Source organism: Agrobacterium tumefaciens (assembly GCF_013337285.1).
GTDB classification, from domain to species: Bacteria; Pseudomonadota; Alphaproteobacteria; order Rhizobiales; family Rhizobiaceae; genus Agrobacterium; species Agrobacterium burrii.
In genome coordinates, this window is sequence record NZ_SUPW01000001.1 from 1,045,059 (window position 1) to 1,065,475 (window position 20,417).

Annotated in this window: 18 protein-coding genes; 11 read left to right on the forward strand and 7 right to left on the reverse strand. The window is 58.9% G+C overall.

Annotation, left to right across the window (positions count from 1 at the left end):
• Positions 1-4: 4 nt before the first annotated feature.
• A complete protein-coding gene (locus FCH38_RS05130; protein ID WP_153513233.1) occupies positions 5-448 on the reverse strand; it encodes a hypothetical protein in 444 nt (147 codons plus the stop codon).
• Positions 445-1,074, reverse strand: a complete 630-nt coding sequence (locus tag FCH38_RS05135) for a DNA-3-methyladenine glycosylase I (protein WP_174373033.1) — start codon at positions 1,072-1,074, stop codon at positions 445-447. Before FCH38_RS05135 ends, FCH38_RS05130 begins: the two co-directional genes overlap by 4 nt.
• A 237-nt stretch (positions 1,075-1,311) precedes the next feature.
• Here FCH38_RS05135 and FCH38_RS05140 point away from each other — a divergent pair, with 237 nt between their 5' ends.
• Positions 1,312-2,088, forward strand: coding sequence for a L,D-transpeptidase (locus FCH38_RS05140; protein WP_153513231.1), 777 nt, complete (start codon positions 1,312-1,314; stop codon positions 2,086-2,088).
• A gap of 263 nt (positions 2,089-2,351) precedes the next feature.
• Positions 2,352-3,011: an outer membrane beta-barrel protein gene (locus FCH38_RS05145; RefSeq protein WP_174373034.1), complete on the forward strand. Its 660-nt coding sequence runs from the start codon at positions 2,352-2,354 to the stop codon at positions 3,009-3,011.
• Here the strand turns inward: FCH38_RS05145 and glcF are convergent.
• From glcF to FCH38_RS05160, 3 genes are all read right to left on the reverse strand, one after another.
• Positions 3,008-4,309, reverse strand: coding sequence for a glycolate oxidase subunit GlcF (gene glcF, locus FCH38_RS05150; protein ID WP_153513229.1), 1,302 nt, complete (start codon positions 4,307-4,309; stop codon positions 3,008-3,010). The two genes, FCH38_RS05145 and glcF, sit on opposite strands and share 4 nt — an antisense overlap.
• Positions 4,310-4,324: 15 nt before the next feature.
• Positions 4,325-5,527, reverse strand: a complete 1,203-nt coding sequence (glcE, locus tag FCH38_RS05155; RefSeq protein ID WP_174373035.1) for a glycolate oxidase subunit GlcE — start codon at positions 5,525-5,527, stop codon at positions 4,325-4,327.
• Between the two features lie 202 nt (positions 5,528-5,729).
• Positions 5,730-7,178: an FAD-linked oxidase C-terminal domain-containing protein gene (locus FCH38_RS05160; RefSeq protein WP_210267099.1), complete on the reverse strand. Its 1,449-nt coding sequence runs from the start codon at positions 7,176-7,178 to the stop codon at positions 5,730-5,732.
• A 97-nt stretch (positions 7,179-7,275) separates the two neighbouring features.
• On the opposite strand from FCH38_RS05160, the gene FCH38_RS05165 reads away from it, so the two are divergent.
• From FCH38_RS05165 to FCH38_RS05200, 8 genes are all read left to right on the forward strand, one after another.
• On the forward strand, positions 7,276-8,175 hold the full coding sequence (locus FCH38_RS05165; RefSeq protein WP_174373037.1) for a LysR substrate-binding domain-containing protein: 900 nt from the start codon (positions 7,276-7,278) through the stop codon (positions 8,173-8,175).
• A 156-nt stretch (positions 8,176-8,331) separates the two neighbouring features.
• Entirely contained in the window at positions 8,332-9,105 is a 774-nt protein-coding gene (locus tag FCH38_RS05170; protein WP_174373038.1) for a FadR/GntR family transcriptional regulator, read from the forward strand.
• 103 nt (positions 9,106-9,208) lie between these two features.
• Positions 9,209-10,555, forward strand: a complete 1,347-nt coding sequence (locus FCH38_RS05175; protein ID WP_174373039.1) for a glycosyltransferase family 4 protein — start codon at positions 9,209-9,211, stop codon at positions 10,553-10,555.
• Complete coding sequence (locus tag FCH38_RS05180; protein ID WP_174373040.1) at positions 10,552-11,322, forward strand: HAD-IIB family hydrolase; 771 nt, start codon at positions 10,552-10,554, stop codon at positions 11,320-11,322. The genes FCH38_RS05175 and FCH38_RS05180 overlap by 4 nt, the downstream gene beginning before the upstream one ends.
• 261 nt (positions 11,323-11,583) lie before the next feature.
• Positions 11,584-12,024, forward strand: a complete 441-nt coding sequence (locus tag FCH38_RS05185) for an NUDIX hydrolase (RefSeq protein WP_174373041.1) — start codon at positions 11,584-11,586, stop codon at positions 12,022-12,024.
• Positions 12,025-12,187: 163 nt separating this feature from the next.
• Complete coding sequence (locus FCH38_RS05190; protein ID WP_149898638.1) at positions 12,188-13,693, forward strand: inorganic phosphate transporter; 1,506 nt, start codon at positions 12,188-12,190, stop codon at positions 13,691-13,693.
• A 17-nt stretch (positions 13,694-13,710) separates the two neighbouring features.
• Entirely contained in the window at positions 13,711-14,448 is a 738-nt protein-coding gene (locus tag FCH38_RS05195) for a 16S rRNA (uracil(1498)-N(3))-methyltransferase (RefSeq protein WP_174373042.1), read from the forward strand.
• A 118-nt stretch (positions 14,449-14,566) separates the two neighbouring features.
• Entirely contained in the window at positions 14,567-15,940 is a 1,374-nt protein-coding gene (locus FCH38_RS05200; protein WP_174373043.1) for a glutamate--cysteine ligase, read from the forward strand.
• Positions 15,941-16,130: 190 nt separating this feature from the next.
• On the opposite strand, the gene FCH38_RS05205 is transcribed toward FCH38_RS05200, so the two are convergent.
• Positions 16,131-16,424 (reverse strand): DUF1127 domain-containing protein, encoded by a 294-nt coding sequence (locus FCH38_RS05205; protein ID WP_174373044.1) that lies wholly within the window; start codon positions 16,422-16,424, stop codon positions 16,131-16,133.
• A gap of 203 nt (positions 16,425-16,627) precedes the next feature.
• Here FCH38_RS05205 and FCH38_RS05210 point away from each other — a divergent pair, with 203 nt between their 5' ends.
• Complete coding sequence (locus FCH38_RS05210; protein WP_149898634.1) at positions 16,628-17,578, forward strand: LysR substrate-binding domain-containing protein; 951 nt, start codon at positions 16,628-16,630, stop codon at positions 17,576-17,578.
• 68 nt (positions 17,579-17,646) lie between these two features.
• Here the strand turns inward: FCH38_RS05210 and FCH38_RS05215 are convergent, their stop codons facing one another.
• The gene (locus tag FCH38_RS05215; RefSeq protein WP_174373045.1) at positions 17,647-20,085 is read right to left on the reverse strand and encodes a DUF1217 domain-containing protein; all 2,439 of its coding nucleotides are present in this window, start codon (positions 20,083-20,085) and stop codon (positions 17,647-17,649) included.
• Between the last annotated feature and the right edge of the window lie 332 nt (positions 20,086-20,417).

The window sequence follows — 20,417 nt, forward strand, 5'->3', positions numbered from 1 at the left end:
GACGTTATTTTCCGGTGCTGACCGTCAACGTGTAATGCGCGCCGAGCCCACGGCGCGGCGACCCCAGAATGAGTGTCGGGCGGATCAGCCATTCGGTATCCGCCTTCGGTGTCAAGGTGGCGATCTTGCCGCCGGAATCGCTGAAGAAGATGGCATCCTCATCCGGTGTCGAGAAATCGAAGACCGCCATCAGGACGAATTCACTGGAGGCGGCGAGCTCGATCTTCACCGTCTGCCCGGCTTTCACTTTCAGGCGATAGACATCACCACGTCCGCGCCGGGTCCAGCCATCCAGCGTCAGTGGTCCGGACGGCGGCAGCGCGACCTCCTTCAGCCTTTCGCCATCATCCAGCCAGATACCGTCGACATTGCGGCTTTCCGCAAAGGACGGATGCGGCACGGCGGCCACAGTCATGGTGAAAGCCAGAAGCAGGGAGGTTACCTTCATGGACGTACAAACTCCCGCCGCATGGCCTCGATCGGCTGGCGGCAATGGCAGCCTTCGATGTGGTCATTGACCATACCCATGGCCTGCATGAATGCATAGACGGTCGTCGGGCCGACGAAAGTCCAGCCCCGCTTCTTCAAATCCTTGGAAAGGCGAATGGAGGCAGCGCTGGTGGGATTGGCCCTTAACGTCGCATAGTCCAGCCTTTGCGGCCTTTCTGCGGCAGCGGGTTCGAAACCCCAGAAATATCGGGCAAGCGAGCCGAATTCATCGCGCAGTTCCAAAGCGCGACGGGCATTGTTGATGGTCGAAACGATCTTGCCGCGATGGCGGATGATGCCCTTGTCCGCAACGCAGCGCTCAATATCCGCATCGCTGAACTCAGCCACTTTTTCGAACTCGAAATTGGCGAAGGCAAGCCGGAAAGCTTCCCGCTTGCGCAGAACCGTCAGCCAGGAAAGGCCGGACTGGAAACCTTCCAGACAGACCTTCTCGAACAGGCGGCGATCATCCGTGACGGGATAACCCCATTCCTCATCGTGATAGCGGCTGTAATCCTCCAGCCCCTGCTGCCAGAAGCACCGCACCCGACCATCCGCACCGGTTTCAAGTCCCGCTTCACTCATTCCGAACAACCCTTTTCCGCTCCCGCCCGTAACCGTTGGAAGCTGCGCACTTACCACTCATTCACCACGTTTCAAAACCGGGTGCTAACCTTAAATCCAGCTTTCCCTAATCAAGGGCTTTTTAATGAACGGCCATTTACGATTCGCTGGCGTCGAGGTGCGAACGTGTCCGGCAATGCGGGACAATATTCCCCGCCATTTCCATTGTTGCGGCATCCCGCAGAGAGAGTCCACCCGATGACGATGAAGTCCGTTTTTCTGGCGCTGAGCCTCGTTTCCACCCTCGCAGTGCCGGCCGCCCTGGCCAATGAGCGTTATCGCGAGCGCCCGCCGGTCGTCGTCAGCCCGGACCTTTCCGCACCATGGGTCACGCAGCTGGGTGGCCGCGGCAATGTGCGCCCGGTGGTTTATCCGCGCGCCCCTGCCGCACGCCAGCCGTTCTTCCAGCAGCGCCAGGTCGCCATGCCGCAGCGTCCCAGCTCCGGCGTCACATCGCAGCGTCCGGCGCGGGTGCAGAATGCCGCCGTGCGTCCCAACGCACCAGTGCGCACGCAGATCGCACCGCAATTCCTGCCGCAGATCGTGACCTACCCGACCACTCAAAAACCCGGCACCATCGTCATCGATACGCCGAACCGCTTCCTTTATCTCGTCATGGCGGATGGCAAGGCGCGGCGTTATGGCGTCGGCGTCGGCAAACCCGGCTTCGAATGGGCCGGGACCCACAAGGTGACCCGCAAGGCCGAATGGCCAAGCTGGACGCCGCCGAAGGAAATGATTACCCGCGAAGCGGCGAAGGGACACTACCTGCCGGCCTTCATGGAAGGCGGCCCGGCCAACCCGATGGGCGCACGCGCCATGTATCTCGGCTCCACGCTTTACCGCATCCACGGCACCAACCAGCCATGGACGATCGGCAGCAACAATTCGTCGGGCTGCATCCGCATGCGCAATGAGGATGTCACCGATCTTTTCGAGCGCGTCAACGTCGGAACCACCGTCATTGTGATATGACGGCAACGGTGCCGCTAATACGCCGGCTTGCAGCCGGCATGGCGGCGCATCACGCTTGAATTGCTGTCCCGGAGCGATACAATCGCTACTAGATTGATTTTGCGAGACTTGGCGGGGGACGCCAGGCGCCGGACCTCTCTCAGGGGGATGATGGAACGGCCTTGAAACGGGTGGTCAACTGACCGCCCGTTTTTCGTTTCTGTCATTCAAATGTTATCAAAAAGCGGTTTGGTGCATTTCTGATATCAATCTGGATTCTCTTCATGCCGCGCTATACTTCATTTGTCTGCGCCCTGCTCTTCAGCGGCGTTTCCTTCTCTGCAGCCATCGCAGGCGAATTTGAAATTTCCGGCTATGGCGGCTGGCAAAGCGCGCCGCACAGCGACGTGACGGTTTCCGACGGACCGGACTTCCGGGCCGGATGGGAAGGCAAGTCGTTTTCCAGCCCGGCCTATTGGGGCGTGCGCGGCACCTACTGGTTCGAGGAAGGCCAGCTCAACAATTTCGGTATCTCGCTCGATTACACCCACGACAAGGTCTATGCCGACGATCAGACCCTTGCCCGCTCCGGCTGGTCGCATTTCGAGTTTACCGACGGCCTGAACCTTCTGACGCTGAACGCGCTCTATCGCTTTCCGCTGGAGACATGGCGCCTGACCCCTTACGTGGGCGCCGGCGTCGGCATCAACGTGCCGCATGTGGAAGTCACCCGCCCGTCGGGCAAAACCTTCGAGTACCAGCTGGGCGGCGCCACCCTGCAGGCGCAAGCCGGCCTCAGCTACCGCATCACCGACAACTGGTCGACCTTCGTGGAATATAAGGGCACCTATTCCTTTATCGATGTCGATATGGACAATGGCGGCAAGCTGAAAACCGATATTATGACCAATGCGGTGAACTTCGGCGTTGCGTATAAGTTCTAAGCGGAAAGCCGGGCAGGCTTCGGCCCGCCATAGGCCCAGTCCAGCAGCTCAACCGTGTGCAGGATCGGCATATCAGTGCCGGTTCCGATCTGCGTGATGCAGCCGATATTGCCGGTGGCGATAACATCGGCACGCGTGGCTTCGATGTTCTTCACCTTGCGGGCCTTCAGTTTGTCGGAAATCTCCGGCTGCAGGATGTTATAGGTTCCGGCCGATCCGCAACAGAGGTGGCCCTCCGCCGGATCGCGCACGGTAAAACCCGCCGCTTTCAGCAATTGCTTCGGCGCAAGCGTGATCTTCTGGCCATGCTGCATGGAGCAGGCTGAATGATAGGCGACCGTCAGTCCCTGGCTTTGCATTTGCGGCAGATCGAGGCTGGCGAGATATTCGGTGATGTCCTTTGCAAACGCCGAGACCCGCGCGGCTTTGTCCGCATAGGCCGGATCGAGCCGTAGCATATGGCCATAATCCTTGATGGTGGTGCCGCAACCGGAAGCGGTGATGATGATGGCGTCGAGGCCACCATTCTCCATCTCCCGTGTCCAGACATCGACATTGCGGCGGGCAGACGCGAGCGCTTCTTCCTCCCGGCCCATGTGATGCACCAGAGAACCACAACAGCCCTCCCCCTTCGGCACCACGACCTCGATGCCGAGCCGCGCAAGCAGGCGCAGCGTCGCCTCGTTGATGCCGGGGTCGAGCACGGGCTGGGCGCAGCCGGTCAGAATGGCGACACGGCCGCGTTTTTCGCCTTCGGCTGGCCGCTCACCCGGACGGGCGGAAGCGGAAGCCGGAGGTACGGCAGCGGGCGCAAGAGCGAGCATGGATTGCAGCGGTTTCAGCGCCGGAACCTTGGCAAGCAGACCTGCGAAGGGCCGCGCCAGTCGGGCCAGGCGCAAGGCCACCCGGAAACGCGTGGGATGGGGCAGGACGGCAACCAGAAGATTACGGAACAGCCTATCCATCAACGGCCGCTTATAGGTCTGTTCGATATGGGCGCGGGCATGATCGACCAGATGCATGTAGTCCACGCCGGAGGGACAGGTGGTGGTGCAGGCAAGGCACGACAGGCACCGGTCGATATGGGTGACGACTTCGCGGTCGGCCGGCCGGCTGTTTTCCAGCATGTCCTTGATGAGGTAGATGCGGCCGCGCGGGCTGTCCAGCTCGTTGCCGAGCGTGACATAGGTGGGACAGGTGGCGGTGCAGAAGCCGCAATGCACACATTTGCGCAGGATTTTTTCGGATTCCGCCACATGCGGATCGGCCAACTGCTCGGGCGTGAAGGATGTTTGCATGGTTCAGACCGCCCTTTATATCGTTCCGGCCATTTTGCCGGGATTGAATATACCTGCCGGATCGAGCTTTTCCCTGATCCGTGCCGACAGGATGGTTTCCGCCGCCGGACGCGGTTCGAAGGCGGCAACGGTGGCGCGCGCCGCATCGCTCGCTCTCACCAGCGTTGCATGGCCGCCGCCGAGCGCCCGGATGGCGCCGCGCAGCAAATCCGCCTCGGGATCGGCCTCCATCTGCATCCAGACAAGGCCGCCCTGCCAGTCGTAAAAGGCATCGATGCCCGCTTCCATGCGCAGGGCGCCGACCAGCCTATGGCCTTCGGCAGGCGCGACCGAAACTTTCCAGAGCGGTTTGGCATTTTGCCCGGCATAGGGGGCGACATCACGCACCTGCCGCCACAACAGCCTGCTCTCTTCATCCTCCAGCAACACCCACGGCCCGACCCTATCCATGACGGAGAGGAGTTTTGCGGAGCGCGCCTCCACAGATGCGGCAAGCCCTTCCAGCCGCAGGATCGTTGCCGGACCGTCCGGCAGGCCGCCATCGATGAAACGCGAACGGATATTTTCCGGCAGATGCGCCGCACCGGAAACCTCGACACTCATCGCCATCGCCGCCGCCATGATGCGCGTCGCCGCCTCGTCATCCAGACCGGACACGACCACGGTTTTTTCAGCCTGCGGTTTCGGCAGCACGCGGAAGGTAACTTCGGTGAGGAAACCGAGCGTGCCGAAGGAGCCAGCGAGGAATTTCGAAAGGTCGAGCCCGGTGACATTTTTCATCACCCGGCCGCCTGCCTTGATGATCTCTCCGCTGCCATTGACGAAACGGATGCCGAGCAGGCTGTCGCGTGCCGCACCTGCCACATAACGGCGCGGCCCGGAAACATTGGCGGCAAAGACGCCGCCAATGGTCGGTTCGCCTGCGGTGCCCATGACCGGGCGGTGATCCATCGGCTCGAAAGCCATCATCTGGCGGTTTTCAGCAAGGGCGGCTTCGACGCTGGCGAGCGGGGTGCCGGCCTTTACGGTCATGACCATTTCGGCGGGGATGTAGGAGACGATGCCGTTCATGGCGCGGGAAGAGAGCGTGTTATTTGCCGCGACTGCGTTGCCAAAACCGGAGCGGGTGTTGCCGCCGATGATTTTCAGTGGGGCTTTTCGGGTTGCGTGGTCGCGGATGATATCGGCGGCCTGTGTTTCTGCGTAGGGGGTCAGCATGGGGTGGAGGCCTTTGAGCAAGAGATACCCCCCTCTGCCCTGCCGGGCATCTCCCCATCAAGGGGGGAGATCGGCAAGTGGATGGCACCCTGCCTATGGAACGGGCGAGCGCGGCATATCGATCTCCCCCCTTGAGGGGGAGATGCCCGGCAGGGCAGAGGGGGGTGAGCCACACCCGTAAGCGTCACAAACCTCACACCCATCACTCCCTCCCCTCCAGCGGAAACACCTTCGACGGGTTCATCAACCACCCCTCGTCAAAAGCTGCCCGCACCGCCATCTGCTGGGCCAGATCGGCCTCGCCATACTGGTGGCGCATCAAATCCCGTTTTTCGATACCCACACCATGCTCACCGGTCAAACAGCCGCCGGCATCGACGCAGAGCTTCAATATCTCATTGCCCGCCTCTTCGGCGCGGGCCGCATCATCCGGATCGTTGGCGTTGAACAGGATGAGCGGGTGCATGTTGCCATCGCCCGCATGGAAAACATTGGCAACGCGAAGACCGAGCCGGTCGGTAATCTCGCTGGTCTTTTTCAGCACATAGGAAAGCTGGGAGAGCGGCACCGTGCCATCCATGCAGATATAATCCGCAATACGGCCCGTCGCGCCGAAGGCGGATTTGCGGCCTTTCCAGATCGCCGCCGCCTCCATGGCCGACTGGCATTCCTTTACGGTCTTCACGCCGTGTTTTCTGGCGATGGTGACGATATCGGCCAGCATGGCGTCCATTTCCGCTTCCGAGCCTTCAACTTCGACAATCAAAAGCGCGCCGACATCCAGCGGATATCCCGCATGAGCGAAGGCTTCGCAAATCTCGATGGCCGGCTTGTCCATAAATTCGATGGCGACTGGAATGATCCCCGTACCGATGATATCGGCGACGCAGGAGCCGGCCTCCTCGGACGTTTCGAAACCGAACAGCACCGGTCGCGCGCCTTCCGGCTTGGCGATCAGCCGCACCGTGGCTTCCGTTACGATACCAAGCTGGCCTTCCGAGCCGCAGACGAGGGCGAGCAGATCGTAACCGTCAGCGTCGAGGTGCTTACCGCCCAGTTCCAGCACCGTGCCATCCACCAGCACCATTTTCACGCCAAGCAGATTATTGGTGGTGACGCCGTATTTCAGGCAATGCGCGCCGCCAGAATTCATGCCGATATTGCCGCCGATGGTGCAGGCAAGCTGCGAGCTTGGGTCCGGCGCATAAAAAAAGCCTTCCGCGCCGGCCGCATCGGAAATGGAGAGATTGGTGACGCCCGCCTGCACCCTGGCCGTGCGGTTATAAAAATCGAGTTCGAGGATCGAGGCCATTTTCGAAAGGCCGATTACCACCGCATCTTCCTGCGGAATGGCGCCACCGGACAGCGAGGTGCCGGCGCCGCGCGGCACCACCGGAATGCCATAACGGTGGCAATATTTCAGCACCGCTGACACCTGCTCCGTCGTCTTCGGCAGTGCGACGGCGAGCGGCAGACGGCGGTAGGAAACGAAAGCATCGGTCTCGAAGGGCACGAGTTCGCGCGGTTGGTGCACAAGACAGTCTTCCGGCAAGACATCCTTCAGGTCGGATATGATGCGGTCACGGCTTGCGACGACCTTCGCACGCGGCTCCAGAAACTTGATCGGCTGCGTCACCGCCCCCTCCTCCATGTACATCCTGCCAACTGGTATTCTTTCTTTACCACTTTGAAACAAAGCAATCAAATGTTATGGATTTTTTCCATTCTGGAAATAATCGAGGGCAGCTGTGACAAATCTGGGTGATTTGGAAGTCTTCGCAAGCGTTGTCGCCTCCGGCAGCATGTCGCTGGCCGCCAAGGAGCTTGGCTATTCGCCGGCCGTCATTTCCAAGCGTATCAAGCGGCTGGAAGAAAAGCTCGGCGCGCGGCTGTTCCAGCGCACCACTAGGCGGATTTCGCTGACCGAAGCGGGTCAGGGGTTTTACGAGCGGGTGCTTGCCGTACTGGAAGGGCTTGAAGAGGCCGAAGATTTCGTGTCCGGACGGGCCAACACCGTCAACGGCACGCTGAAGATTTCCGCCCCCACCTCCTTCGGGCGCATGCATATCGCGCCGCATCTGAAGACCTTCATGGAGCGGCATCCAGACCTCTCGGTCAATCTGGTGCTCAGCGATGAATTCATCGACATCATCGAGGGTGGCTACGATCTGGCGATCCGTATCGCCGATCTCAACTCGTCGACCCTCGTGGCCCGCAGGCTGGCGCCGGTTCGCCGCGTGCTCTGCGCCTCGGCGGATTATGTGGCCGCGCACGGCATGCCTGTAACAATCGAGGATCTGAAGAAGCACCGTTGCCTGCCGGCGCATAATAACGACGTATGGCGGCTGGAAGGACCGGGCGGCGCGCTCAGCATCCGCCCGGAAGGCATGCTGGTCACCAATTCCAGTGAGGTGATCCGCGAGGCGGTGATATCAGGGCTTGGCATTGCACTGCGTTCCACCTGGGATATCGGCCATGAATTGCGCGCCGGCAAACTGGTGCAGGTTCTGCCGGGTTATGAGGGTTCGCGCAACGTAACGCTTTCGGCGGTTTATCCAAGCCGGCAGTTTCTGCCAGCGAAGGTACGGCTGTTCATCGATTATCTGGCCGGGCTTTATGGGCCTGCACCCTATTGGGAACAGGATTGAAGCGCCGAAGCCGATTTGAACAGGTTCCGCGCTGCCGCAGATGCCGATGAGTTCGGCTGGCGCGGAACTGGACAGAATATTTGACCAGTGCAATGCTTCGCTGATAATTTGCCCGACATCAAACATGAAGGCGGGATTTCGCCGGAGACTTCTGCGATGGACGAAACGCTTTTTGCGCGCATTGAGCACAGCCGCACATCGCAGGAGGTGATCTTGCGTTTCGAGGAACTGATCCTCGACGGCATATTGCGGGATGGCGACCGGCTGCCCGGCGAGCGTGAACTGGCGCAGCGGCTTGACGTCTCGCGGCCGATCCTTCGGGAAGCGCTCAAGGAGCTTGAAACCCGTGGCCTTCTCGTGAGCAGACATGGAGGCGGCACCTATGTCGCCGATATTGTCGGCCCGGTGTTTTCCGACCCCCTGAGCGCGCTGATCACCCGCCACAACCGGGCGACGCGGGATTTTCTCGAATATCGCCGCTATATCGAAGGCATGACCGCCGAACTTGCGGCGCAGCGGGCGACGGAGCCGGACAGGCGCAACCTTGCCGCCATTATTGACAGGATGCGTGAGGCCCATGAGGCGGGCCGTTTCGACGACGAGCTTTCCGGCGATGTGGAATTTCACAATGCCATTGGCGAGGCGGCGCATAACATCGTGCTGATGCATACGTTGCGGTCATGTTACCGGCTTTTGAGCGATGATATCTTTTATAATCGCCATCTCATCTTCACCGTCGCGGGCGCGCATGATGAGGTGCTGAGACAGCATATCGCCATCCATGACGCCATTGCGGCGGGTAGTCCGGCAGCGGCAAGAGCAGCGGCGGAGGCCCATATCGACTTCATCGTGGAGACGACATCCAGGGCGCATCAGGCGCGTGAATGGGACCGGATTTCCCGTTTGAGGCAGCAGCAGCGCAGCGTCTGAAAACGCTATCCGGCGAAATACGGCACCTATTTTATTCAGGTTTTTATGGAACCTTTTGTGCTCTTTGGTCTTTTTATCGGGTTAATTGGAAAAATTTACCAAGATGGGACCCATGACAACCACGAGCGAAACTGAACGCTATCCGCGGATAGCTCTCATATCGACGCATGGCTATGTCGCCGCGCACCCGCCACTGGGCGCTGCCGACACCGGTGGACAGGTGGTTTATGTGCTTGAGCTTGCACGCAAACTCGGCCAGCTCGGTTATACTGTCGATCTTTATACCCGCCGCTTCGAAGACCAGCCAGAATTCGACGAGGTTGACGAGCGCGTCCGTGTGGTGCGCATTCCCTGTGGCGGGCGCGATTTCATTCCCAAGGAATATCTGCATCGCCACCTGATGGAATGGTGCGAAAACGCACTGCGTTTCATCAAGAAAAATGAGCTCAATTACTCCTTCATCAACAGCCATTACTGGGATGCGGGCGTGGCCGGGCAGCGGCTTTCCGAAGCGCTAAAAATTCCGCATCTGCATACGCCGCATTCGCTCGGCATCTGGAAGAAACGCCAGATGGAGACCGACTATCCGGAAAAGGCCGATACGTTCGAACTGGAATTCAATTTCAGGGAGCGCATCCAGCACGAGCTGATCATCTATCGCAGTTGCGACATGGTGATTGCCACGACGCCGGTGCAGCTTGACGTGCTGATCGAAGATTACGGGCAAAAGCGCAAACACATCCACATGATCCCGCCGGGTTATGACGACAACCGCTTCTTCCCGGTTTCGGATGCGACGCGGCAGATGATCCGCCAGCGTTTCGGTTTCGAAGGCAAGGTGGTGCTGGCGCTCGGGCGGCTGGCCACCAACAAGGGTTACGACCTTTTGATCGACGGCTTTTCCGTCCTTGCCGAGCGCGAGCCGGAGGCCCGCCTGCATCTGGCCGTCGGCGGCGAGAATATGGACGAGCAGGAAACCACCATCCTCAACCAGCTTAAGGACCGCGTAAAATCGCTTGGACTGGAAGACAAGGTGGCGTTTTCCGGATACGTCGCAGATGAGGACCTGCCGGATATCTACCGCGCCGCCGATCTTTTCGTGCTTTCCAGCCGTTACGAACCTTTCGGCATGACGGCGATCGAAGCGATGGCCAGCGGCACGCCGACCGTCGTTACCATCCATGGCGGGTTGTTCCGGGCTGTGAGCTATGGCCGCCATGCATTGTTTGCCGATCCTTTCGACAAGGAAGACCTCGGCATTACCATGATGAAACCCTTCAAGCATGAGCGTCTTTACGGGCGACTTTCCCGCATGGGCGCACACAAGGCACGCAGCCTGTTCACCTGGACGGGCATTGCCCAGCAATTGCTGGCGCTTGTTGAAGGCAGGACCATGATGCCGGTTCTCGAAGAGGCAGACTGGGCTGAACCGTGGAATGACGGCGATTGAGACCGCTTCGCCTTTTTTCCACCGATCTCGACGGAACCGTTGTCGGCAACAACGATGCCACGCGCCGGTTCCGCGATTTCTGGCAATCATTGCCGGACGAGCATCGTCCGGTTCTGGTCTTTAACAGCGGCAGGCTGGTCGATGACCAGCTTGCGCTGTTGGAAGAGGTGCCGCTGCCGCGGCCCGATTATATCATTGGCGGCGTCGGAACCATGCTGCATGCCAAGGAGCGCAGCGAGCTGGAAAGCGCCTACAGGCACTCCCTCGGCACCGGCTTCGACGCGAAGAGAATTGCCGATGTCATGGGCCGCATATCCGATGTGACGATGCAGGAAGAGCAATATCAGCACGGCCTCAAATCCAGCTGGTTCCTGCATGATGCCGATGAAAAGGCGCTTGCCGATATTGAAAACGCGCTGCTGACGGCCGATATCGATGCCCGGATCGTCTACTCCAGCGGTCGCGACCTGGACATCTTGCCGAAGGCCGCCGACAAGGGTGCCGCACTGGCATGGTTATGTGGACAACTGCATATCGGTCTCGACGAATCGGTCGTCGCAGGCGATACTGGCAATGATCGGGCGATGTTCGAGTTAAATGACGTTCGCGGCGTGATCGTTGGCAATGCGTTGCCGGAACTTGTTTCCCTGGCAAACGGCAATAGCCGGTTTTACCTCTCGGGCGCGACTGAAGCGGATGGTGTGATGGAAGGTCTCCGGCATTGGGGACTGGATGCGGGCCAGCGCAATTCCGGCCGTAACCGTTGAGCGGTTTGCGTTCCGAATGACCTGAAAGCAGACAGATACGGAATTCCGCAATCGGCTGTTGAACCGGGAACCCCGGCAAGCTTCCGTTCGCCTCCATTTGTGCCCTTTAATCTTCATCAGCGTGAAGACAATAGTGGGTTATGGATAAAGGGGGATTGGCGGAACATACAGCGTATCTATATTAGCAATTATCACTACCCGGCAAACAAGGATTTATACGGATTGAAGATTTTGAATCGATTGGCGACAGATGTTGGCTTGATGTTGCGCAGACCGCCGCGACAGCAATATGCGGCACTGTGCTATCGATTGTCCAAAAAACATCCGGAGCCGGAAGTCCTGTTGCTGACCAGCAGGGATACAGGACGATGGGTCATTCCCAAGGGCTGGCCGATGGGCGGCAAGAAAGCCCATGCGGTTGCCGAACAGGAAGCCTATGAGGAAGCCGGTGTCAAAGGCACGGTGGAGAAGGCTCCCTTCGGCTTTTATGAATATGAGAAAAAACTGAACAGCGGCATCAACGTGCCGTGCAGGGTTCAGGTGCATCTGCTCGAAGTCTCGGAAATGCAGGATAGCTTTCCCGAAAAAGACTCCAGACGGCTGGAATGGGTCACCCCCCAGGAAGCCAACAGGCGGGTCAACGAGCCGGAGCTGAAGGCGCTGATGCTCGCTTTCGACAAGCGGATGGCGCATTCGAAATAGCGCTGCCGCCCGAAGCGTGGCAATGTGCAGTTTGTTTTTCCAACATGGCTTCTATCGTCTTTCATTTTGGAAAGATGTGCGAGATGTAACAGTCTTTCTGTAAAATTGCCTTCAACCTGCGACATTGCCGGACGAGAGGGAATGCTGGCAAACGAGGTCTGAATTGGCAATAAAGCCGCCATCGAACATGAAGCCGACGCTCGACAAGGATCTCGACAAGATCACCCGTGTCGAAGAGGCGACGCTGCATGTCACGCAGCAGCTTGCCGGCCTTGGCGCGGGGTTCATGTTCGTTGTCCTGGCGGCCATATTCGCCGGTGCCTTTGTTACCGGCACAGACGGCTCGGTCATCATCATCGCGGCCGTCGCCATCGGCGCCTATATGGCGATCAATATCGGCGCGAACGATGTGACGAACAATGTCGGCCCGGCGGTCGGCGCCAAGGCGCTGCCGCTGGCCGCAGCGCTCATCATTGCCGCCATCTGCGAGATCGCCGGCGCGCTGATCACCGGCGGTAATGTCGTCGAGACCATTTCCAGCCGCATCATCAATATCGAGACCATTCCCGACAGGACCGTGTTTTCCTGGGCGATGCTGTCGGCACTTCTCGCCGCCGGCCTTCTCGTCAATCTTTCAACCTGGACCAAAGCGCCGATTTCCACCACCCATACGGTGGTCGGCGGCGTTGCAGGTGCCGGCATGGCGGCCTATGGCATCGGTGCCGTCGACTGGCTGTCGCTCGGCAGCATTGCGTTTGCATGGGTGTTGGCACCCTTCATCAGCGCCGCCATCGCCATCCTCATGCTTGCCTTCATCAAGGAATGCATCATCTACCGCGAGGACAAGATAGAATCCGCGCGGCTGTGGGTGCCGGTGCTTATCGGCCTGATGGCGGGGGTTTTCACCGCTTATCTCATCTGGGTCGGGTTGCGGCAGCTCATGCATGTGTCGCTTGGCCATGCCAGCCTCATCGGGCTCGTGACCGGTCTCGTCGCCTGGCGTCTCTGCGTACCGATCATCCGCAAACAATCGCAAGGGCTGGAGAACCGCAACCAGTCGCTTCGGATCCTGTTCCAGTGGCCGCTCGTGCTCGCCGCCGGGCTGATGTCCTTCGCGCACGGGGCGAATGACGTGTCCAACGCCATCGGCCCGGTGGTGGCCATCGTGCGGGCCTTGCATGACGAGACGGTTGGAACCTCGGCACGCGCACCGCTATGGGTGATGCTGGTCGGCGCTTTCGGCCTTTCCTGCGGTATTCTGCTTTATGGCCCGCGTCTCATCCGCCTTGTCGGTGAGCAGATCACCAAGCTCAATCCGATGCGCGCCTTCTGTGTTTCGGTGGCGACGGCACTCACCGTTCTTGTCGCCTCACGCTTCGGCCTGCCGGTCAGCACCACCCACACCGCAATCGGCGCGGTGTTCGGCGTCGGTTTCTTCCGCGAATGGTACACGCAGGCGTCGCGACGGCGGCAGGAACTGGTCCAGGTTGGTTCCGGCCAAATCCGCAGAGCCGACAGATATGCTGAAAACCCGTCCGAGGTGCGCCGGCGCTATCTTGTCCGGCGTTCCCACTTCATGACGATCATCGCCGCCTGGCTGGTCACCGTTCCCGCAAGCGCTACGCTTGCGGCGCTGCTTTACTGGCTGATGTCTTTCCTCTTTATGTGAACCTGAAACCAAATCCCATGCGCGCAAATTTCCGGATGCAACGCCTGTTTATCGAAGCCGCCCTTGCCGATGGCGTGGCGTTGGAGGCGACAGGCGAACAATTCAACTATCTCGCCAATGTGCTGCGCATGACCGATGGCGCAGAAATCCTGCTGTTCAACGGCCGTGACGGCGAGTGGAAGGCAAAACTGTCCTTTCCGAGCCGCAAGAAGATCGTCCTTGTCCCTCTGGAACAGACGCGGCCACAGCCGGACGCGCCGGATCTGCATTATCTCTTCGCGCCGCTGAAAGTCGGGCGCATGGACTATCTGGTGCAGAAGGCGGTTGAGATGGGTGCTGGTCTTTTGCAGCCGGTGATGACGCAGCATGTTCAGGGCAAGATCCACAATACCGAAAAGCTGCGCGCCAATGCCATCGAGGCCGCCGAGCAATGCGGCATACTGTCCCTGCCCGATGTCGCGGAACCGGTGAAACTGAAAGACATGCTGCAGAGCTGGCCACATGACCGGCGCATCATCTATTGCGACGAAGGCGATACCGCACAAAATCCGCTGCCCGTTCTGCAATCCGTCACGGAACGCAAAATCGCCCTGCTGGTTGGCCCGGAAGGCGGGTTTTCCGAGGAGGAACGGGAGCTTCTGCGCAGTCTTGACTTCGTCACCCCCATTCCGCTCGGGCCGCGTATCCTTCGGGCCGATACGGCCGCGGTCGCAGCATTGGCGGTCATTCAGGCAACCGTCGGCGACTGGAATTGAAGGCGAATATTACGCTTCATGCATCTTTAAAAGAAATTCATTTGCCACCAGATACGATCCGGCTCTATCTGCCAATCATATGCCTCGCCGCAACAGAGACGTTATAACAAGGTAAGCCATGGCACGCGACACGACCGACCAGACCCCCCTCTCCTCCGTTACGGAGCTTACCGATTATCTGGCGGGCGGGAACAAAGCTGAAGCCGATTTCCGCATCGGCACCGAGCACGAGAAATTTGCCTTCTTCCGCGAGGATAACAGCCCGGTTCCCTATTTCGGCGAGGCCAGCATTTCAGCGCTTCTTAAGGGCATGCAGGAAAAGCTCGGCTGGGAACCGATCATGGATGGCGAGAACATCATCGGGCTTGGCGAGCAGCACGGTATGGGGGCCATCTCCATCGAGCCGGGCGGCCAGTTCGAACTGTCAGGCGCGCCGCTCGAAAACCTGCACCAGACCTGCAAGGAATCCAACCAGCATCTGGCGACCCTTCGCGAAGTGGCCGAGCCGATGGGCATCCGTTTCCTCGGCATCGGCGGCAGCCCGCTGTGGAGCTATGACGAAACACCGCATATGCCCAAATCACGCTATGCGATCATGACGCGTTATATGCCGAAGGTCGGGACCAAGGGTCTCGACATGATGTACCGCACCTGCACGATCCAGGTGAACCTCGACTTCTCCTCCGAAGCGGATATGCGCCAGAAGATGCGCGTTTCCATGAAGCTGCAATCGCTGGCAACCGCACTGTTCGCCTCGTCGCCTTTCACCGAAGGCAAGCCGAACGGCCTTCTCTCCTGGCGCGGCGATATCTGGCGCGACACCGACAATCAGCGCTCCGGCGTGCTGCCCTTCACCTTCAATGACGATTTCGGCTTCAAGGACTATGTCGAATGGGCGCTTGATGTGCCGATGTATTTCATCGTGCGCGACAGCAAATATCACGATTGCACCCATGTCACCTTCCGTCAGTTCATGAATGGGGCGCTGAAGGGCGAAATCGCCGATTGGCAGCCGACCATGGGTGACTGGACAAACCACCTCTCCACCCTCTTCCCGGATGTGCGCCTGAAGCGTTTCCTCGAAATGCGCGGCGCGGATGGCGGCCCATGGAGGCGCATCTGCGCCCTGCCGGCTTTCTGGGTTGGCCTTCTTTATAATCAGGAAGCGCTTGACGCTGCCGATGCACTGACCGCTGGCTGGAGCTTCGACGAGGTCATCGCGCTTCGCGATGCCGTGCCGGTCAAGGGTCTGGGCGCCGAGATTGCCGGCAAGCCGCTTCTCGGTATCGCCCGCGAGGTTGTCGATATTTCCCGCACCGGCCTCAAAAACCGCAACAGGCTGAATGGCGAAGGACAGGACGAGACCGTGTTCCTGTCATCGCTGGACGAGGTGCTGGCCAAGAAGACCACGCTCGCCGAAGACCTGCTGGCGCTCTATAATGGACGCTGGGGCGGCTCGGTGCTGCCAGTGTTCGAGGAATATCAGTATTAGAGCAGGCAGAACCGCCCAGCGCTTTTGCCTGCGGAAACTTTAATCAGAGCCACAAAAAAACCCGGTGTGGCCGCGAGGGCCTGGCACCGGGCAAAGGCAGGGTTATTGGCAAATCACCCTGCGGGGAAAACCTTGTCTGTTCGGAGCAATTCCGGCCGCTGGAGGTCTGCCGCAATTGTCCGAACGTGATCTACAGCGTCTTGAACCGTGTCACTGCCCGCTCGCGTGCGGCGCGGGTCAGATGAGCGGTCGGATCTTCGAACAGGCCGGTATTAAGCGCGTTCCGCACATCCGAATGCGCCAGCCCGATATCGGCAAGAAGGCGGTCGTCAAGCTCGGTCAGCCCATTGGCGGCGATACGGTTGTAGATGCGCTGCAAAAACGTTTTCACGGCCCAAACGCCACCGAAGACGATGCGACGCAGGGTGTCGCTCTGCCTTGTGGTTGTAAGTTCCAGTTCCATTCTCCGTTCTGCCGTGCGCATGACACTTATCCTTCCATAACGGCACGATGCGGCACCGCCCCCGACGCACCACGCGCGAGAAGCTGCCTTGGGTTGGGGACCTGACATTTCGCCGGCCCGTGGTTGAGATTGATTTGCTTGAAGTCAAAATGTCGCAAGACTATTGATCAGTCCAACGAATGTTTCTAATATGAGACATCAATCATTCTGATGGATGAGTTTCCATGTCAGCACCCCTCGACATCGACCAGCTGCACACCTTTATCGCCATTATCGATACGGGCAGCTTCACCAAGGCAGCCGACCGCGTTTTCAAGACACAATCCGCCGTCTCCATGCAGATGCGTCGGCTTGAGGAGCGGATCGGCAAACAGCTGTTCGCCAAGGACGGGCGCGGTAACCGCCTGACGGCGGAGGGCGAAAAGCTGATGAATTACGCCCGCCGTATCATCCGTCTCAACAACGAGGCAATCGCCGCTTTTGATGACAACCGGCTCGAAGGTACATTGCGCATCGGCACGCCGGATGACTATGCCGACCGGTACATGCCTGAAATCATCGGCCGTTTCGCCAAGACCCATCCGAATGTCGAGCTTTATATCGTCTGCGAACCTTCGGTCAGCCTTGCTGAAAAAATGGCGCGCGGCGAACTGGATATCGCGCTCGTCACCCATAATCCCCGCGCCCGTTCCTCGGATGTGGTGCGCACCGAGCCGCTCTGCTGGGTCGCCTCCGCCAACCATCCGCTGAAGGACGATGCGCCGGTGCCGCTTGCCGTCGGCCGGCGCGATTGCCACTGGCGGCAGCTTGCCTGCTCGGCGCTCGATGCCGACGGGCGAGATTATCAGGTTCTGTTCACCAGCTGGTCTTCCACCGTGGTCGCCGCCGCCGTGCTGGCCGGCATGGCCGTCTCGGTGCTGCCGGAATCGGCGCTGCGCACCGGTATGAAGGTTTTGACGGCCGCCGACGGTTTCCCACCGCTGCCGCCGGTGCAGATAGGCCTGATGAAACGGCCGGGCCTGTCGCCCTCGCTGGTGAACGCCATCACCGACCACATCACCGCCTGCCTCGACAATATCTCGCCGATGAACGTCGCCGACGAGCTGGATAATGATGTGAAGACCTACCCGAAGATGCCGCGCCTGCGTGCCGGGCATATGCTGCCGGGATGGTAAGCGAATAGTACAAATACGAAGGCCGAGGCAAATCCCGGCCTTTTCATTGCGCGTTTGCGCGCTGCTGTTTACTGCGCGCGCAACGACGCGACCGCCAGCAGCGTTTCGCCGCTGATACCCGCCGAGCCGCTGCCATTAAACAGCATCATGATCGGATCTGTGGTGTTCTGCGCATTGTCGTACATGATGGTGAAACGGGCGACGAGTTTCTTGACCTTTTCCGGGTCCTGAAAATCCTCAATGTCGAAATATTTCTTCATCATCGCCACCTGCGTATCGACCGGGGCGTTGCCGAGTTCGGAGGGAATGCCGAAGGTGGTGTTGATGAAGTTCTGGACCGCGGTATCGGCGAGGATGGAATAATAGGACGTCGTTCCCGCCGCCATGCGCTTGAAATAGAGCGCCAGGCGCACGCCGGCATTCTCTTCACCTGCCTGGGTTTCCAGCGTCTGGGTCAGGTAATTGTCCAGTGTCTCGTAAAGACCACGCCGCGTCTGGATCAAACTGCGATCTTCGTGAAGGATATTGCCGTCCGTATCGAAGTTGAAGGCGGTGACGAGGCGGCGGAAAACCGGGTCCATCTCCTTGTTGACGTAGCTTTCGCTATCATCCAGCTTGGAAGAGAATATCTTTTCCAACTGTTCCTTCGTCACGCTTTTCGGATCGATTCCAAGCGATTCCATCGCAAATTTCGTCAGGCGATCATTGGCCAGGAATTCCTTGAGCGTCTTGATCTTCTGCATCTCGGCGGTGAAATATTCCGATTCTTTCTTGGCCGCTTCCTTGTCTTTTTCCGTGCCGAAAGCCGACTTCTTCTTGATATAATCGGCCGACATGGTCTGCATTTCGATTTCCGACTGGGCCAGCACCGGAGACCCCAGACTCCCGTCGGACTTGAAATTGAAAAGCTCGGCCAGCTTGACGTAGCGCTCGTCCTTCAGCGTATAAACGAAGCTCTTTTTGTCCTGCAGGTCGCTGGTGAGTACCTTGCGGATATCGCTGGCATTCACCTTGGCCGGATCGAGACCGACCGCCTTCAGCGCATAGTTATAGACCGCGCTGCTATCGAGAAAATCCTTGACGGATGTGACGCTTCTGATGTCGCTCTTGAATAGCTTGAGCGCATTCTCGTCGGCGGCGTCATCCTTGTCGTTATAATGGGTCATGTAGCCGTTGGTGGTGGTCGCGGTCTGCAACGTCGTCTGCGGTGTCGTGCCGGCGGCAAGCGTTCCGTCCGTCTGGAAATTGAACGCATTTCTCATGGCGATGTAGCGCTTGTCGTTCTTGCCGAAGGTCGCGATGTAGTTAGTCGGGTCACTTAGATCGCTGGTCAGAATATTCTCGATCGTCGCCGTCACGATCGTCACGTCGTTCAGATCGAAGGCGACCTTGATATAGTTGAGAAGGCGCGCATCCGAGGTCAGTTCGGCCACGGTCTTGATCGAGCCGATCTTCGATTCGAAATAATCCCTGTTCAGGGTGGCGACCGTCGGCGTTACGCGCGGTGCACTGGCGATATAGGCATCCGTCATCACTTTGACATTGTCGGCCTTCTGCGCTCCGCCGGCGGCCACGGTGCCGTCATTCTTGAACTCGAAGGCGGCAGCGAGTTGCGCCATCTTGTTATATTGCGTGACGGCATTCGACAGCGTCGTCTGCTCTGCCGTGATTGCGGCGAGCTTTGCTTGCCACTCGCTCTTCGGCGGCAACACGGCTTCAAGCTGCGTCAGCTGATCCTGCCTCGTCACCTTTTCCGCTTCGAGCGCCGTGCGCTGCTCAGCCGTCAGGTCTGTCCCCGCAAGTGAAGTGTCGATTGCGGTGATACGGGCCGTGACCTGGCCGTGAAGTTCGATATTGCCCTTCATCGCCAGTTTTTCGACCGCGTCATTATAGGCGGTGCCAAATTTCTGGTTGAGGTAGCTGTCGGGATCGGCGATGTCGCTGGTCATCAAACCCTTGATATGCGCGTAGGTATAGGTCTTCTCATCGATGCTGAAGACCTGAAAAATATAAGCGCGGGTCCTGTCATTCTGCAGTAACTGATCCACATTGGTGACCGAGCCGATGATAGCCTTGTAATACCGCGTTTCTTCCGAAAGGCTGTTATCAAGATCGGATATCGACGTACCGTAAAGCCCGATCATCTTGTCGAGCTGGGCCTCCGTCTGGACGGTCTTCGTAGACGCCGTGAAGTTGAAGGCTGCGGCGAATTCGCGGTAGCGCTCATCGGTCAGCTTGTTGGCGAAGCTGTTCTGGTCGTTCAGATCGCTTTCCAGCACCTTCTTCATGAAGGCCTTGGCATAGGTCATTTCGCCGAGACCGAAGGCATCCATGGCGTAGGAATAGAGCTGATAGTTATTGAGGAAATCATCGACGCTTTTCACATTGCCGATGTTTTCCTTGTAATATTTCGTCTGCCGCTCGGTGAGACCCTGCTGCGCCACGCGCGAAATGCTTGTCTTCATATCGCGGTTGATGAGGTCGTAGCTGAGATACGTCGATACCATCTGAATGCCCTCTGAAACATCGCGTATCCCTTCGGGGACATCGAGGTTCCGGTTTTTAAATCCACCCAACACGCCCCATCCGGACGCACGGCAAGCCTTGGCAGGACTATGCATGACGCTCCTTGCCCGGAGCTTGAAAGAGCACATTTCCAGGGACGATAAAAACCGCATTGTCTCAATCCGCTTTACCCAAACGAAACCATGCCACAGTTGGTTTTGCTAACCATTTGGGAATGCAAAGTTTTCTTAACCGCGATTTTTAAGCAGTCTCGAACATGCGGCGGATAATCTCCTGACATCAGAGGACGAAAAGTCCCGATGAGAAGACCGGA